This is a genomic window from Glycomyces sp. MUSA5-2 (genome assembly GCF_037034145.1).
Classification (GTDB): domain Bacteria; phylum Actinomycetota; class Actinomycetes; order Mycobacteriales; family Micromonosporaceae; genus Glycomyces; species Glycomyces artemisiae.
In genome coordinates this window covers 881,834-897,231 of record NZ_JBAGKG010000002.1, presented here as the reverse complement: position 1 = coordinate 897,231, position 15,398 = coordinate 881,834, and the positions used below count along the sequence as shown (strand labels likewise).

Below are 15,398 nucleotides of genomic sequence, written 5' to 3'. Positions count from 1 at the left end.
AAGCTGACACGATGACCGCACATCCCCTCCGGGCCCGGCGCGAGGTGCTGTTCGCGCTCGGGTTCGCCCTCGTCCTCGGCGGGCTCTACTCGTTGTACGGGGCCCTGAACCACGGCCCCGCCGACTGGATCCCGCGCACGCCGCTCGACGAGCACATCCCGTTCGTGCCCGCGTTCGCGATCCCGTACCTCTCGGCGTTCCTCCTCGCGGTCCTCACCGCCGTCGTGTTCGCCGTCAAGTCCGCGGATCTGGCGCTGAGCACGCTGCTGGCGGGGATCATCCTGCTGCTCATCGCGTACACGTGCTACCTCACAGTGCAGACCTATGTGGAGCGTCCGGTCGAGATCGGGGAGGGGTTCCTGCCGGACCTGGTCCGGTTCGTGTACGGCAACGACGAGCCGTACAACGCGTTCCCGAGCCTCCACACCGGGTTCTCCACGGTGTTCGCGATCCACTGGCTGCGCTACGGCGGCAAGGCGGGCGTCCTCTGCACAGCCTGGTGCGCGCTCATCGTGCTCTCGACGCTGTTCATGCACCAGCACTACCTCGCCGACCTCGCCTCCGGGATCGCGGCCGGGACGATCGCCTCGCTCATCTCATGGCGCGCAAGGGGACTGTGGGCCCCGAAGGCGCCCGCCGAGTGAACCCGGCCGCCGCCCAGGGACCGCGCCCGACCAGCGGGAACGCCGTGGAGTTCCTGGTGGACAACGAGGACGCGTGGGGACGCCTGGCCGACGCCGTCGGGTCGGCGCGGGAGTCGGTGCGCTGCATGCTGTTCATGCTCGACGTGCCGCACGTGCGCATGGGCATCGGGGAGCCGGTCGAGGGCCGGCCCGGCGCGCCCTGGAGCGTCAGGCTGGAGGAGCGGCTCGCGCAGGCCGCCGCGAACGGCGCCGAGGTGAGCGTCCTGCTCAACCACGTGCTCCCGGTCTGGTCCCCCGCGAACACTTCGCGGCAGGTGGAGCGGTTCTTCCAGCGGTACGGCAAGCGCTGCAAGGCGGACGTGCGGATCAGGCGGCTGCGCACGCCGCAGGCCGTGCCGGTGCACGCGAAGCTGTTCGTCATCGACGGGGCCGTCGCGTTCTCGATCGGGTCGATCTTCGCGCAGGAGTACTTCGACGGGACCGGGCACCTCGTGGACGATCCCCGGCGCGGGCACCTGCGGTGGCGCAGTTCGGTCCTGGCGCCGACGCACGACGTGAGCGCGGTCGTGCGCGGCCCCGCCGTCGCCGACCTCGACGCCGCGTTCCTGCTCCACTGGGGACACGCAGGGCCCGCGGACCTGCCTCCGGCCGAGCCGCCCGGACCTGCGGGGACCCTTCAGGTGCAGGTGACCCGCACGCTCCACGGCGCCCGGTACCGCGGCCTGCCGGAAGGCGAGACGGGGATCTTCGAGTCGTACCGGCGGGCCCTGGAGCAGGCCGAGGACTTCGTGTACCTGGAGAACCAGTACCTGACGTCGGTGGAGGTCGCCGACGCCGTCGCCGCGGCGCTGCGCGGCAGCGAACGGCTGCAGGTGATCGCGCTGCTCAACGCCAGGCCCGACATCCCCGGGTACCCGCAGTGGCAGCGCGACGCGCTGGAGCGGCTGTTCCGCAGGGCCGGGGACGCCGCGGAGCGGCTCGGGGTGTTCACCGCGTGGAGCCACCAGGGCCGCTCGGTGATCCGCACCCACATCCACTCCAAAGTGGCCGTCGCCGACGACGCGTGGGCCACGGTCGGCTCGGCGAACCTCGACGGGCTCTCGCAGCTCGCGTCCGAGCACCTGGCGCGGGCCCCGTGGCCGGTGCGCCTGGGCGGCAGGCTCATCGGGGCGTTCGGGCCCGGCGAGGCCCGCCACGCGCGGGCCACGGAGGTGAACCTGTCGATCGCCGACTTCGACGGCACCGGAGCGAAGACGACGAACGCGCAGATCGGGGCGCTGCGGCGGCGGCTGTGGGCCGAGCACCTCGGGGTCGGCGCGGAGGAGCTGCGCGAGCGCCCCGCGGGCGGGTGGCTCGCCCTGTGGCGCGAACGCGCGGAGGCGAAGCGGCGCATGCTCGTCGAGGCGCCGGACCGTCCCGTGCCCTGCCGGGTGCTGCCGTTCCCCGGGGACGCGGGCGGGTTCCCCGGCGGGACCCAGGACTCGGCGGCGTACCTGCGGGCGCTCGGGGTCGACCCCGGATCACTCGACGTGCGGAAGCGGCTGCGCTCCTTCTCGTTCGCCACGGGGGCCTGGCAGAACTGAGGGCGGCGCCCACGCCTCGATCGCCGCGGCGACGCTCTCGTGGCGGAACACGTACGCGCCCCCGGCCTGACGGCGCAGCACGCCGCGGTGGTGGGCCTCTTCGAGGAACCGCATCACGTGCCACGGCAGGTGGCCCCGGGGCGCCAGCGCGAGCACCGCGAGTCCGAGGTGGACGAACGCCGCGGCGCCCGCCTTGCCGCCCTGGAGGGCGAAGAACCACTGGAGGCCGTAGAGCATCGCGCCCGCGAGGGCGGCGGTGAGCCCGAAGACCGCGCCGAGCAGCCAGTCGCCGGACATGAGGAGGCCGACGAGGAACGCGGGGAGGCCGTAGGCGGCGCCGAAGACGTAGCCGACGCGCAGGTCGCGGCGCAGGAGCAGCCGGGGGTTGGTGGCGGTCGGCTCGGCGTCGGGGGCGACCATCGCGTACATGGCGGCGATGGGGACGGCGAACGCGAAGCCGACGATGGGGCCGCGGGTCACGCCGACCATGGCGATCCCGGCGGCGGTGGCGAAGATGAAGATGGGGACGCCGCTCTTCAACGCGGCCATGAGGTGCTGCCCGTCCACTTGCACCTGGGTTTCGGCAGGGGCGGGCGGCTGGTTGCGGTAGCAGGCGGTGCCGAGGGCGACGGCGGCGACGACGGCGAGGAGCGCGGCGACCGCCATGGCCGCGGGCGTGCCGAGGCCGGTGCGGGGGAAGCCGATCGCGCCGCCCATGAAGACCGAGGCGAAGCTGAGGGCCGCGCCGACGGCGCATGCGGCGATGCGGGTGGGGCGGCGCGCGAGGAGCGACAGGCGCCACCAGCGGATCGGCTCGCGGTCGTCGCCGCGGGCGGTCCCGCCGGCGATGAACGCGAGCCAGCGCATGGCGTCCTCGCGGGCGACGCGGCCGTGGCGGCGGTCGTCCTCGCTGGGGGCCAGCGCGAAGCGGGTGGGGGCGAACTCGCGCAGGACGTGGGCCTTGAGGGTCTCGGGGTCGGTGAAGCCGGTGAGGCGGGCGGGGTCGGCGTCCGGGCTCGCACCGTCGAAGACCTTGGGCGTCAGGGCGAGGACGAGGGGCGTGGCGAGGGCGTCGGCGAGGGGCCCGCCGCCGTCGAGGGCGGCGAAGACGCCTTCCCAGCGGGGGCGTTCGCCGTCGAGGAGCGCGGCGTCGAGGTAGGCGCGGATCTGCTCGGTGTCGAGCCGCTGGAGTTCGATGACGACGGCGCCCGGGCGGCGGGCGTGCCGTTCGGCCTCCCAGTATTCGGCGCGGCGGGAGGAGACGACGACGCCGGGGAGGTGCCGGGAGTCCTTGACCGCTTCGATGAGCGCGGCGCGGCTGTGCACGGCGGTGCGCGGGGCCTTGGCGGGGGCCTCGTCGAGGGCGTCGAGGACGGGCAGGATGAGGCCGCCGCGGACGAGGCGCCGGGGCAGGTCGCGGCCGTGCTCGTCGGCGCCGAGCCAGGCGTGCTGGTCGGCGAGGCGGCGCACGACCCAGTCTTCGAGGCTCATGTCCGGGTCCCAGTCGGCGAGGGGGAAGAGGACGGGGACGGGCGCGTCGGAGTCTGCGGGGCGGGCGTCGAGGAGGGCGAGGGTCAGGTTGACCATGGACGCGGTCTTGCCGGACTCGGGGTCGCCGAGGACGACGAGGGTGTGGTGGTCGGTCTGGTCGTACAGCTCCTGCAGTTCGGAGAGGGCGCCGGTCTGGTCGCCCCAGGCGCCGCCGCGGCCTGGGGCGGTGCGCCAGCAGACGTCGATGAGGGCGTCGGCGCCGGGGGCGAGGTCGAGGCGGACCGCTTCGGGGGACCATTCCTCCTCGACCGCGGCGGCGAGGAGCACGAGCGCGTCGTGGAGGTCGGCGCGGTCCTCGGCGGCGCGGGGTGCGTTGCGCCGGAGGCGGAGGCTGCGGAGGCCGATGAACGCGCCGGGGACGACGAGGGCGACGGCGATGAGGAGGCGCAGGGTGAGGTTGCCCTGGAAGAGGGGTTCGGCGGCGGGCAGCACCAGGGGGATCGCGACGACGGCGAGGAGGCCGGTGGAGACGCGGGTGCGCAGGTTCGGGGGTTTGGGCTCCGCCACTGCTCGTCTCCTTCCGGGGAGGGTTCAGTGCGGCGTCTGGGGCACGTCTTCGCAGTATGACAGCTGGCGGCCACTCCGTGTTCCCTTGCGCCCGAGCGCGAGAACGGCCCGGCGGAGGCCGCCGGGCCGTTTCTCTCGGTGGTTCAGGCCGCGGCCTTGACGGCGGCGGCGACCGCGGGGGCCACCCGCGGGTCGAGCGGCGAGGGGACGATGCGGTCGGCGGCGAGGTCCTCGGCGGCGATGTCGGCGATGGCCTGGGCCGCCGCGAGCTTCATCGCCTCGGTGATCTCGGAGGCCCCGGCGTCGAGGGCGCCGCGGAAGATCCCCGGGAACGCGAGGACGTTGTTGATCTGGTTCGGGTAGTCGCTGCGGCCGGTGGCGACGATCGCGGCGTGCTTGAGCGCGGTCTCGGGGTCGATCTCCGGCGTCGGGTTCGCGAGCGCGAACACGATCGCATTGGGCGCCATGCCTTCGAGCGCGGATTCGGGGATCGAGCCGCCGGAGACGCCGACGAGGACGTCGGCACCGCGGAGGGCCTCGGTGACGTCGCCGCGGCGGCCGCCGCGGTTGGTGACCGCGGCGAGGCGGGCTTTCACGGAGTTGAGGCGGCCGCGTCCTTCGTGGATGATGCCGGTGGAGTCGCACACGATGACGTCGCCGACGCCGGCCTCGGTGAGGATCTTGGTGATCGCGACGCCAGCGGCCCCGGCGCCGACGACGGCGACCGTGAGGTCTTCGGCGCGGCGCTCCTGGAGGCGCAGGGCGTTGGTGAGCGCGGCGAGGACGACGACCGCGGTGCCGTGCTGGTCGTCGTGGAACACCGGGATGTCGAGCAGCGCCTTGAGGCGGTCCTCGATGTCGAAGCAGCGCGGCGCGGCGATGTCCTCCAGGTTGATGCCGCCGAAGGACGGCGCGATGGCGGCGACCGCGGCGACGATCTCGTCGGGGTCCTTGGTGTCCAGGCAGATCGGGACGGCGTCGACGTCGGCGAACTGGCGGAACAGCGCGGCCTTGCCCTCCATGACCGGGAGGGACGCGGCGGGGCCGATGTCGCCGAGGCCGAGGACGGCGGTGCCGTCGGTGACGACGGCGACCACGTTGGAGCGCCAGGTGTGCGTGCGCGCCAGGGACTCGTCGGCGGCGATGGCCTCGCACACGCGGGCCACGCCGGGCGTGTAGGCCACGGAGAGGTCCTCGCGGCTGTCGAGAGGGACGGTGGTCGAAGTGCGGAGCTTGCCGCCGCGGTGGGCGAGGAAGATCGGGTCTTGCAGGTCGATCACGGTGTGTGATGGCACGGGAAAAGCCTCATTGCTTTGCTTCGCGGTGGATCGCCGACTCTGCGGAGGGGACGGATGGTCCCGGTGGTGTCCGAGTGGCTGGTGTTGTGGCTGGGGATCTTCCCAAGAGACGGTTAGTGTAGCTCAGCGGTGACCAGCATGCGGACGGCGGCGGCGGTCCACGCGGCGCTCTTCGCGGCCTCGTCCTCGTTCCCCAACGCTTTGGACAGGTGCACGAAATCCGTTGCGGCCCTTTGGAGGCCGACCCGGTTCAGGGCCGCGGCGGCGGCCTCGACGCGGACCCGGGAGGGCTCGCGGGAGCGGCGCAGGCCCTGGTGCGCGAGGTCCGCGCACACGGAGATCGCGTCCTCGATCGCGGCCGAGACGGGCTCGGAGACGGCGGACTCTCCCGCGGCTTCGAGCTCCGCGGAGTCGTCGCCGGGGGCGAGGTCGGGGACGACCGGGCCGTCGGGGGTGAGGATCGCGGTGGGCTCGACGATGAGCTCCCCGCGGTGGCGGTGGAGGTGCCCGGCGACGGCGAGGGGACCTGCGTTCAGGGCCTGCTCGGCGGCTTCGAGGGCGCCCGGGGCGGCCGGGGTGTGCGCGACGACGACGCGCGCGGTGCCGCCGTCGGGGCCGGTGACGAACGCGTGCAGGCGCTGCGAGGCCGGGTCGTAGCCGAGCAGCTCGGTCTCGGCGACGGCGAGGACCCGCAGGGACTCGGCGGCCACGCGCGGGCGCACCAGCGCGGGCGGGCGCTCCCCGAGCTCGGCGGCGAGCGCGTCGAAGTCGGTGGCGCGCAGCGAGGCCGGGAGGTCGTTCCAGGCGAGGCCGAGCGGCAGGACCTGGGTCTTGGCGAGGCGGCCGGTGCCGAGCTTGAGCGCGCGGGCGGCGGTGCGGGTGGCGGCCTCGGTGACGGTGTTCCCGGCCGCGAGGGAGCCGATGCGGCACCCGGCGAGGCGGCGGGCCGCGATGTCGGCGCCGGTGACCTGCTCGTTCTCGGGAACGGGCCAGTCGCGGCGGATCGACAGGACCATGCCGGTCTCGGGCTGGGCGAGGTACAGCTCCAGGGTGCGCCGGTCCCCTTCGGTGCCGACGCGCGCGCCGAGTCCGGTGAGCCGCACCAGGGTCAGCGGGGTGGCGTCCGCTTCCTCGGAGCCGAGGACGTGCGCGGCGGGGGTGCCGGTCGGGTGGGCGGCCGCCTTCGCGCGGGCGGGGATCTCGGCGAGGAGCACGGCGAGGCGGTGCGGATCGTAGGCGGCGGAACGGTCCTCGTAGCGCTGCAGCTGGTCGATGAGGTCGTTGACCGCGCCCGCGGGCCAGTGGGCGCGGCGGCGGGTCAGGGCCTTCGACTCGCGCTGGAGGGCCGCGCGCAGGACCGCGTCGGCCCCGGCAGCGCCGTCCAGGAGCACCTGGTGGACCAGGTGCACGGATTCGGCGAGGGTCTCCGAGGGGTCCGCGCCGCCGACGCTGACGGTGGCCGCGCCTTCGCCGGCCTCGCGGAAAGCCCAAACGGCGAGGACGATCGCGGCGTCGCGGGCGGGGCCCGTGGCGTCGGAGTGGGCGTAGCCGACGTCGCCGGGGACGAGGAACTTGACGGTGGCGGCCGGGAGCTCGGCGGTCGCGTGCTGGTCGGGGCCGGGCCAGGTGAGGCGGGCGGTGTACCCGGCCTTGCGGGTGGCCTCGGCGGCCTTGAACGCATGCGGGCCGAACGCGGCGCGCAGCTGGTCGTCGGTGATGACCGCGGGGGTCTTGACCGGACCGGTGTCGGCGGGGGCCTCGGCCGCCGCGGGCGCGGCCTCCTGCTCGCGCTGGTAGGCGAGGACCGCGCCGACGCGGTGGCGGCACTTGCCGGGGGCGCCGCAGGAGCAGGTGGCCGCTTCGAGGCCGCCTTCGGCGGGGAGCACGGCGGTGGCGCCGTCGGGGAAGACGGCGGTGAGCGCGCCGTCCGCGAGGCTGAGCTCGGGGACGGTCCCGGCGTCGAGGTCCTTCGCGGCGCGCTTGACGAGGCCGCGGTTGGCAAGGGCCGCAAGCGCGTCGGGGGTGAGGGCAAGGAGGTCGTCTCTCACGTGCCGAGCCTTTCCGCTACGAATTCGACGAGGTGGGAGGGGGTCATCGCGCCGATGTGGGCGCCGACGTCCGACATGCGCCCGGCGAGGTTGCGGTCGTACGAGGGGTTCGCCTCCTCGTCGAGCGCGGCGAGGCCGAGGAACTGGGTGCCCTGCTCGCACAGCTGCTTCGTGGTGTGGACCAGGCGCGCTTCGCTGCCGCCCTCGTAGAAGTCGGTGATGAGCGCGACGATCGAGCGGCGCGGGTTCTCGATGAGCCCGGCCGCGTAGTCCACGGCCTTCGCGATGTCGGTGCCGCCGCCGAGCTGGACCTTCATGAGCAGCTCGACGGGATCGTCCACTTCGGAGGTCATGTCGACGACGCTGGTGTCGAACGCGACCAGGTGGGTCTTCAGGCCCGGCAGGGCGTAGAGGCACGCGGCCGTCACCGCCGAGTGGATGACCGAGCTGGTCATCGACCCGGACTGGTCGACCAGGAGCACCAGCTGCCACTGCTCCAGGCGCTTGGAGGTGCGCGAGTGGAAGTGGGGCCGCTCGATCGCGACCTGGCGGTCCTCGGGGCTGTAGTGCTTCAGGTTGGCCTTGAGGGTGCGCTTGAGGTCGAAGTCGCGGGCGCGGCGGTGGAAGCTGGGCTTGCGGCTGCGGCTGCCGGTGAAGACCGTGCGCACCTGCACCGAGAGCTTCTCCACGAGCTGGCGCACGACCTCCTCGACGATGCGGCGGGCGGCCTGGAGCACCGCGGGGTTCATCAGGTGCTTGGTCTGGAGGACGGCCTTGAGCAGCGCCGGGTTCGGCTCGATCCGGTCGAGCACGTCGGGGTCGGTGAGCACGTCGTTGATCTGGTACCGCTCGATCGCGTCGCGTTCGAGCCGCTCGATCGTCTCCTTGGGGAACAGCCGGTGGATGCCGTCGAGCCAGTCCACGGTGGTCACGATGGAGGGCTCGTCGCCGCCCTGCCGGTCGGCGCCGCGGGCGCCGCCGCGGCGCACGCCGCGCTTGCCGAGGTCCTCGTCGCGGCCGTACAGCCAGTCGAGGGCGGCGTCGCGGGCCGCGTTCTCCTGGCTCAGGCCGCCGGTGCTGCGCTCTGCGGCCGGGCCGAGGATGAGCCGCCAGCGTTCGAGGTCCGCGCTCATGAAGTCTCCGTTCCGAACAGAAGGTTCTCGCGTTCGAGCACGGCTTCCACCCGCGCTTCGAGCGCGAGCGAGCCCGCGACGGTCATCGGGTCGACCTCCAGGCGCGCGGTCAGCGACGCGGCGTCGCCGCCGCCCTGGAGGGCCACGACTCGCTCGGCGATGAGGCCGCGCTCGCGCGGCGGGAACATCGCGAACGCGTGGCGCAGCGCCGGAAGCGCTTCGAGGAACTCGCTCTCGTTCAGGTCCCCGACGAGCTCGTCCACGGCGGCGATGACGCCCTCGTCCTCGGCCACCACTTCTTCACGGGCGAGCGAGAACAGCCCAGCGAGCCAGTCGCCCAAGCGGTCCGGTGCCGCGGCGCCTTCGGCCGCCGCGGCGGCGTCGGCGGGCGCGCCCAAGGCCCAGGCGAGGCCGAGGGCCGCGCCGCGCAGGTCCGGTGGGGCCTGCGGGTCGAGCGCGATCCGGTCGGCCGCACCGGTGACCGTGCCCGCCGCCGGGGCCAGGCCCGGCGCGTGGCGCACCGCGTCCCGCAGGGCCACAAGGGCATGGAGGCGCCCCGGCTCGGCGGGACCGGGCGGGGCGTGGAGCCCCTCGACGAGCCACAGGATCCGGTCGCAGCAGGAGGCGACGACCGAGCCGTACAGGTCGCTCCCGGCGGTGCCGAACAGGTGGTCGTGGCGCCACAGCGCGAGCGCGACCGCCAGCGCCTGGCCCACGGCGGCCACGTCGCTGGAGTCGGCCACGGCCGCCTCGACGGCGGCGCCGAGCCGGTCGGTCAGGTGCGCGCGGCCGCACAGCGCGGCATCGAACAGGATGGACGCCAAGGCGTCCAGCGCGCCGTCGCGGTCGAGGCGCTGCTCCAGGATCGTCTGGGCCGCGTCGCCGAGGGTCGCGCCGAGCGCGCCCGCCTCGATGAGCGCGGGAAGCCGCTCCTCGCCGGGGCGGAGCGTCCAGTGCTCCTCGGCGGTGACGTCGGCGCCCGCGGAGGGGCCGTCGTCGCGGCGCACCCCGGGCACGCCGAGCAGCCGCAGGCAGTGCAGGACACGGCTGCGTTCGAGGTCGCCGGGGCGGGCGAGGTCGAGGCGCAGGGACCCGTCCTTGTCGAGCCCGAGGCGCTCCATCTCGGCCTGCGCGTCGGCGACGAGCGGCGGCGCGGGCGTGTCGGGGTGGAGGCGGCCGACACGCTCGCCCGTGAGGGCCGCGGTCATCTCGACGACCACCGGATGCGTTCCGGCCGTGAGGGTCCCGCGCCGCGTCCACGGCAGCGGGGCTTCGAGGTCGTCGCTGATGAGCGCGCTCGCGAGGCCGTCGAGGAGGTCGGTGCGGCCGGGCACGCGGTGCCCGCGCAGCCGCGCGAGCCCGTCGGTGAGCGCCCGCGCGCCGATGAGGTCCGATGTGGAGACGTGGAGTCCCTTGCCGCGCAGGCGGGTCGTGATGCGCTCCATGAGGGCCCCGGCGGCGACGGCGGGGCCGTCCTCCCACAGGCGCTGATAGAACTCCGGCGAGGGCATCCCGGACTGGTAGCCCGCGAACGCGTCGAGGCGCCGGAACGAGTACGGGACGAGGAACCCGCCGACCTCGGTGCCCTCGGGCGGGCGCGGCACCTCGGGGGCCGCGGCGTCGCCTTCGGCGGCGAGGCGGCGCAGCGCGGGGGCGTGGAAGCCGCCGCAGACCACCAGGACCGGGCCGTCGGTCTCGGCGAGCGCGGACCGGATCCACTGGGCCATATGGGCTTCGCGGACCGTGTCGGTGGCGTTGGCGTCGGCTTCGCCGCGCACCAGGTCGAAGTAGCGGTCGAGGCGCTCGGCGAGGCCCTCGGGGTCGGCGTTCTCGACCAGGTGGTCCCACAGGGCGTCCTGGTTGTCGGCGCTGAACGCGGCGCAGAGCCGGTCGGTGGCCTCGGTGTAGCGGCGCTCGGCGTCGGAGTAGCGGTTCTCGACGCCGTCGAACGCGTCGTGCCAGGCGGGGAGGTCGATGAACTTGACGTCGGCGCCGATGCGGCGGCCCTCGGTGAGCGCGGTCCACTCGGGCGAGTAGTCGCACAGCGGGGTCCACGAGCGGCGCACGGAGGTGCCGGTGCTCGCGTACGAGTAGATCGCCACGGGCAGTTCGTGTTCGAGCGCGAGTTCGCCGAGCCGGTCGTTGAAGTCGGCCGGGCCCTCGATGAGCACGGCCGCGGGCCGCAGCTCCTCGATCCGCTCGGCGACGAGGCGGGCGCAGGCGGGCGAGTGGTGCCGCACCCCCTGCACGTGGAGGCGTGTCGTCATCCGGGCAGCAGGTTCCGGGCCTGGTACAGCGACTGCCAGTGCGGGCCTTTGCGCTTGGGCGCCTTCTGCTCCAGGTAGCGGCGCAGGCGCGCGAGGTCCTCGGTGGAGTCCTTGGCGGCGGCGCCGGCCATGCAGTCGACGATGTCGCCCGCTTCGGCGTTGCCGCCGCGCAGGTACCAGGCCTTGATGCCCACGGCGTGGGCGACGGACACGGCTTCGGCGGTGGACATGACGGCCTGGGGGCGGCCGCCGTTGGCGTCGCCGACGCGCAGGTCGCGGAAGACGCGGACGAGCACTTCGAGGACGTCGCGGGAGGGGGCCTGCGGGACGCCGGAGCGGGCGAGCGCGGTGGCGGCCTCGTGCTCGACGAGGTCGAGCTCGGTCTTGAAGTCGGCGATGGGGAAGACGGTCTCGAAGTTGAAGCGGCGCTTGAGGGCCGCGCTCATCTCGTTGACGCCGCGGTCGCGGGTGTTGGCGGTGGCGATGATGTTGAAGCCTTCGCGGGCGAAGACCATGGAGTCGCCGTCGAGCTCGGGGATGGCGAGCACGCGGTCCGAGAGGGGCGACAGGAGCGAGTCCTGGACTTCGAGGGGGCAGCGGGTGATCTCCTCGAAGCGGACGACGCGGCCTTCGGACATGCCGCGCAGGAGGGGCGCGGGGACGAGGGCGCGCTGCGTGGGGCCTTCGGAGACGAGGAGGGAGTAGTTCCAGGAGTAGGCGATCTGGTCCTCGGTGGTGGAGGCGCCGCCCTGGATGGTGAGGGTGGAGTCGCCGGAGACGGCGGCGGCGATGAGCTCGGACAGGAGCGACTTCGCGGTGCCGGGCTCGCCGACGAGCATGAGGCCGCGGCTGGTGGCGAGGGTGACGAGGCCCCGGTCGATGAGGGAGGGGTCGCCGACGAACTTCTTGGCGATGCCGCGGGACTCGTCGCCGACGATGAAGGTGCGGGCGGCCTGGAGGCTGAGGGCCCAGCCGGGCGGGCGGGGGGCGTCGTCCTCGGCGGCGAGCTTGGCGAGCTCTTCGGCGTAGCGCTGCTCGGCGGGGGGCCTCTGGAGGCGCGGTTCGGCGGTCTTGGCGGTCATGTGCGGCCTTCTACTCGTAGGACGGGTCGGTCGGGTCGGCGGCGTGGCCGGAGAGTCGGGTGAGGAGCGTCGCGGCGGCGACGGGGTCGAGCGCGCTGCCGGGGAGCGGGCGGGCGTGGGCGGGCCGGCGGTTGCGGTTCGCCTGGAGCCACAGGTTCGTGAGGGTGTGGACGGTCGCGGGGTCGGGGTCGTGCCTGGCGGGTTCGGGGTCGACGTCGCCGAGGATCCAGCCGCCGGGGACGGGCTGCTGGAGGCGCCAGACCCATTCGGCGGGCTCGTCGCCGGAGCGGTGCATCTGGGTCCAGCCGACGCGGCGGCCGAGTTCGGCGAAGGTGCCCTGGAAGCCGTCGTAGCGGGCGAGGCGGCCGGTGGCGAGTTCCTCGTCGGTGAAGCGGTCGCCGGGGAGGGAGAGCTGGTCGAACGGCTGCAGGAGTTCGTAGTCGGCGAAGAGGGCGATCCAGGCGGGGGTGTCGTCGCCGAGGAGCGCGGGGTGGGCGAGGCGGATCGCGGCGGGGTCGGGGTGGAACTCGCGGTCGTGGACGTCGGCGAAGCCGCCGTCCTCGGCGATGCGGAAGCCGGTGCCGTGCGAGTGCCAGACGAGGCGGCGCGGGAAGACCCCGGCGATGGGGTGGGTGTCGAGGACGCGGAGGTCGTCGAGGGTGAGGACGCGGCCGGTGAGCATCGCGGAGCGGAGCCGTTCGGCCTGCTCTTCGGCGGTGCGCTCGACGTTCTTGACGAGGGCCTTGTAGCGGGCTTGGGAGGCTTTGGCGAGGGCGGCGTCGTCGCGCTGGGCGGGTTTGGGGAGGGTCTTGCGGGGCTTGCCGGACTCGTCGGCGAGGTGCGGGGTGAGGAGCCGGTCGAAGGCGAGGTGGAAGCGCCTGGGGCCGTAGTCGAAGACGAAGGTGTCGGGGTCACTCAGCCCGTGGTCGGTGAGGAGCCGGTCGGCGAGGCCTTCGTAGGTGAGGCCGCGGGCCTCGGCGATGCGGGTCGCGTGCTCGCGGGCGCGTTCGGAAGCGGTGTTGGGGAACTTGAAGGACCGCTCGATGTCGCGCAGGGCGGTGAACGCGGCGTCGGTGCCGATGTGGGCCAGGACGTCGAGTCCGGTGAGGGCGCGGTCGTGCTGGCTGCGGCCGGGCCACTCGGCGACGTGCGGGGCGAGGACGGCGACGGTGGCGTCGTCGCCGAACGCGCCGAGCTGGTCGACGGCCCAGGAGTCCTTGCTGGGGGCTTCGGCGCGCAGCCACAGGTCGAACAGGGAGAGCGAGAAGCGTTGCAGGGACGCGGGGTCGCAGTGCTCGGCGTAGTCGTCGACGCCGGGGAACGGCAGGCGCGGGGTCCACAGGGCGAGCGCGGCGATGAGGTGGTGCACGGCCTCGGCGGGGAGGGCGGTCTCGTTGCCGCGCAGCATGACCGGGGGGAGCATGCCGGGGTCGGCCCAGGCGCCGGGCTTGACGGTGCCCGCGAGGGGGACGCGGCCGTCGGTGTTCAGGAGCGCTTCGATGCGGGGCCGGGCCGCGTCGGGAGTCTGGTCGAGGACGGCCCGGTCGCCGAGGCGGCGGGCGAGGTGGCGCAGGGCCGCTTCGCCGCCGTCGCGCAGGCGCTTGTCGGCGCCGAGGGCGCACGGGACGAGGTAGGGCACGGCGTGCTCGCCGTGGAAGTCGAGCCAGTCGGCGGCGTGGGTGCGCGCGGACTTGAGGCGCGCGAACCAGTCCGCGGCGAGGGCGGCGGCCTCGGCGCTGCGGACGGGCACGAGCGCGTACGCGTACTTGGGGGCGTCCTTGAGCTTCTTGAGGATCGCGGGGGCTTCGGCGGCGCCGCCGCGGGCGAGGCGGCCCAGGAGGCGGTCGGCGAGGCCGAGGCCCGTCTCGGTGTCGGAGGTCCAGTACTTGTCCTCGTCCCATTCGCCGAAGGCCGGATCGAGGGCCAGGGCCGCTTCGAGTTGCCCGGGGGCCCAGTGGATCTCGGTGCCCGCGGGGGCGGCGAGGCCCGGGACGGGCTCGGGGGCGCGGCGGCGCTTCCGCTCGGCCCACGGGGGCGCGACGAGGACGGCGGGGAGCGTGTCGGCGACCTGGGGCGCGGCTTCGCCGAGGAGCGCTTCGACGGCGGCGCGGTCGGCGTCGTCGAGGTCCTTGAGGACGTCGTCGAGGGGGACGCCCTCCTGCCGGAGGGCCCCGGCGAGGCGGAAGCGGTCGGCGGGCGCGGTGGCCGCGGCGCGGGCGGCGACGGCGCGCGCGAAGCGCCGCGGGTAGCGGACGGCGGCGTGCTTGACGGCGGCGAGCGCGCCGGGCCGGTCGACGCGCTCGACCACGAGGAGCGCGGCGTCGTCGCTGGGGAGCATCGCGATGGCCTCGAAGACGAGGGCGCGCTGGGCGAGGTCGAGGCTGCGCTGGTCGAGGGTCCGCACGAGCGCGCGGAGGACGGCCGGGCCGAGGTTGCGCACGAGCTCGGCGAGGAGGTTCGGGCGGACCTGGTGCGACAGCAGGCTGTTGAAGCGGAAGGACTTCAGGTGCTCGGCGCTGCTCGCGGCGGTCAGCACGGCCTGCTCGACGGCGGCGATCCCGGCGTACCCGGGGTGGGTGTTGCGGGCGAGGCAGGCGGCGTCGACCCAGCCGGTCTCGGCGGGGAGCAGGACCGCGGCGGCGACGAGCTTGAGGACGGTGTCGGCGGTCTCCCGCGCGGCCGCGACGACGCGGAGGTACTCGTCGTCGTCCGCGGCTGCGATGAGGCCGCGCAGGAGCCGCAGCGCGCCTTCGGGATCGGACCAGACCACGGTCCACTTGAGGCTCCCGAACTCGCCGGGGGCGACGGTGGGGAGGGAGTTCGGGGACCAGGTGCCCGGGGTGGTCCAGCTGGTGTCGAGGGCGAGGTCCTCGATGGCGGCGCTCACGGCGAACGGGAGGCCGTGGTCGGCGACCAGGGCCGCGAACAGCTCCCGGTTGTTGGCCGCGTGCTCGCCGCCGGAGTCGTAGAGCGCGCCGCGGTAGTGGTCGTCGAACCGCAGCACCGCGAGGACGGCGGCCGCGCCGAGCGGGTCCGGGGCCCCGTTCAGGTGGGCGAGGGCGGCGCGGCCCGCGGCCGGTTCGCAGTCGGGGTGTTCGAACGCGGCCACGAGGTCGTCGCGGCGGGAGGCGATCAGTTCCGCCACTTTGCGGGACGCCTCGGGGTCCGGTTCGACCGCTCTGCCCCGGTCGTCCCCTCGCCGCGGCAGGAGCCGCTCCGCCCAGTCCGCAGGAAGGATCAGTCGATCTTCTTGCGCTGCAACGGTTTCGCTCATGTCGGTCCTTC

9 protein-coding genes are annotated in these 15,398 nt (G+C 74.4%); 2 read left to right on the top strand and 7 right to left on the bottom strand.

Annotated features, from left to right (window positions below; all coding sequences use genetic code 11):
* Window positions 1-11: 11 nt before the first annotated feature.
* Both WA640_RS09695 and WA640_RS09690 read left to right on the top strand, forming a co-directional pair.
* Window positions 12-644, top strand: a complete 633-nt coding sequence (locus WA640_RS09695) for a phosphatase PAP2 family protein (RefSeq protein ID WP_335987437.1) — start codon at window positions 12-14, stop codon at window positions 642-644.
* Window positions 599-2,227 (top strand): phospholipase D-like domain-containing protein, encoded by a 1,629-nt coding sequence (locus WA640_RS09690; RefSeq protein WP_335987436.1) that lies wholly within the window; start codon window positions 599-601, stop codon window positions 2,225-2,227. Before WA640_RS09695 ends, WA640_RS09690 begins: the two co-directional genes overlap by 46 nt.
* Here WA640_RS09690 and WA640_RS09685 read toward each other — a convergent pair.
* From WA640_RS09685 to WA640_RS09655, 7 genes are all read right to left on the bottom strand, one after another.
* Window positions 2,165-4,285, bottom strand: a complete 2,121-nt coding sequence (locus WA640_RS09685; protein ID WP_335987435.1) for an NACHT domain-containing protein — start codon at window positions 4,283-4,285, stop codon at window positions 2,165-2,167. The genes WA640_RS09690 and WA640_RS09685 overlap by 63 nt on opposite strands.
* A gap of 143 nt (window positions 4,286-4,428) precedes the next feature.
* Window positions 4,429-5,562: an NAD(P)-dependent malic enzyme gene (locus WA640_RS09680; protein WP_442904725.1), complete on the bottom strand. Its 1,134-nt coding sequence runs from the start codon at window positions 5,560-5,562 to the stop codon at window positions 4,429-4,431.
* Between the two features lie 134 nt (window positions 5,563-5,696).
* The gene (locus tag WA640_RS09675; protein WP_335987433.1) at window positions 5,697-7,631 is read right to left on the bottom strand and encodes a hypothetical protein; all 1,935 of its coding nucleotides are present in this window, start codon (window positions 7,629-7,631) and stop codon (window positions 5,697-5,699) included.
* The gene (locus WA640_RS09670; RefSeq protein WP_106364584.1) at window positions 7,628-8,764 is read right to left on the bottom strand and encodes a VWA domain-containing protein; all 1,137 of its coding nucleotides are present in this window, start codon (window positions 8,762-8,764) and stop codon (window positions 7,628-7,630) included. The genes WA640_RS09675 and WA640_RS09670 overlap by 4 nt, the downstream gene beginning before the upstream one ends.
* Window positions 8,761-11,031: a DUF5682 family protein gene (locus WA640_RS09665; protein ID WP_335987432.1), complete on the bottom strand. Its 2,271-nt coding sequence runs from the start codon at window positions 11,029-11,031 to the stop codon at window positions 8,761-8,763. The genes WA640_RS09670 and WA640_RS09665 overlap by 4 nt, the downstream gene beginning before the upstream one ends.
* Window positions 11,028-12,113: an ATP-binding protein gene (locus WA640_RS09660; protein WP_106364582.1), complete on the bottom strand. Its 1,086-nt coding sequence runs from the start codon at window positions 12,111-12,113 to the stop codon at window positions 11,028-11,030. Before WA640_RS09660 ends, WA640_RS09665 begins: the two co-directional genes overlap by 4 nt.
* 10 nt (window positions 12,114-12,123) lie before the next feature.
* Complete coding sequence (locus tag WA640_RS09655) at window positions 12,124-15,387, bottom strand: DUF4132 domain-containing protein (protein ID WP_335987431.1); 3,264 nt, start codon at window positions 15,385-15,387, stop codon at window positions 12,124-12,126.
* Between the last annotated feature and the right edge of the window lie 11 nt (window positions 15,388-15,398).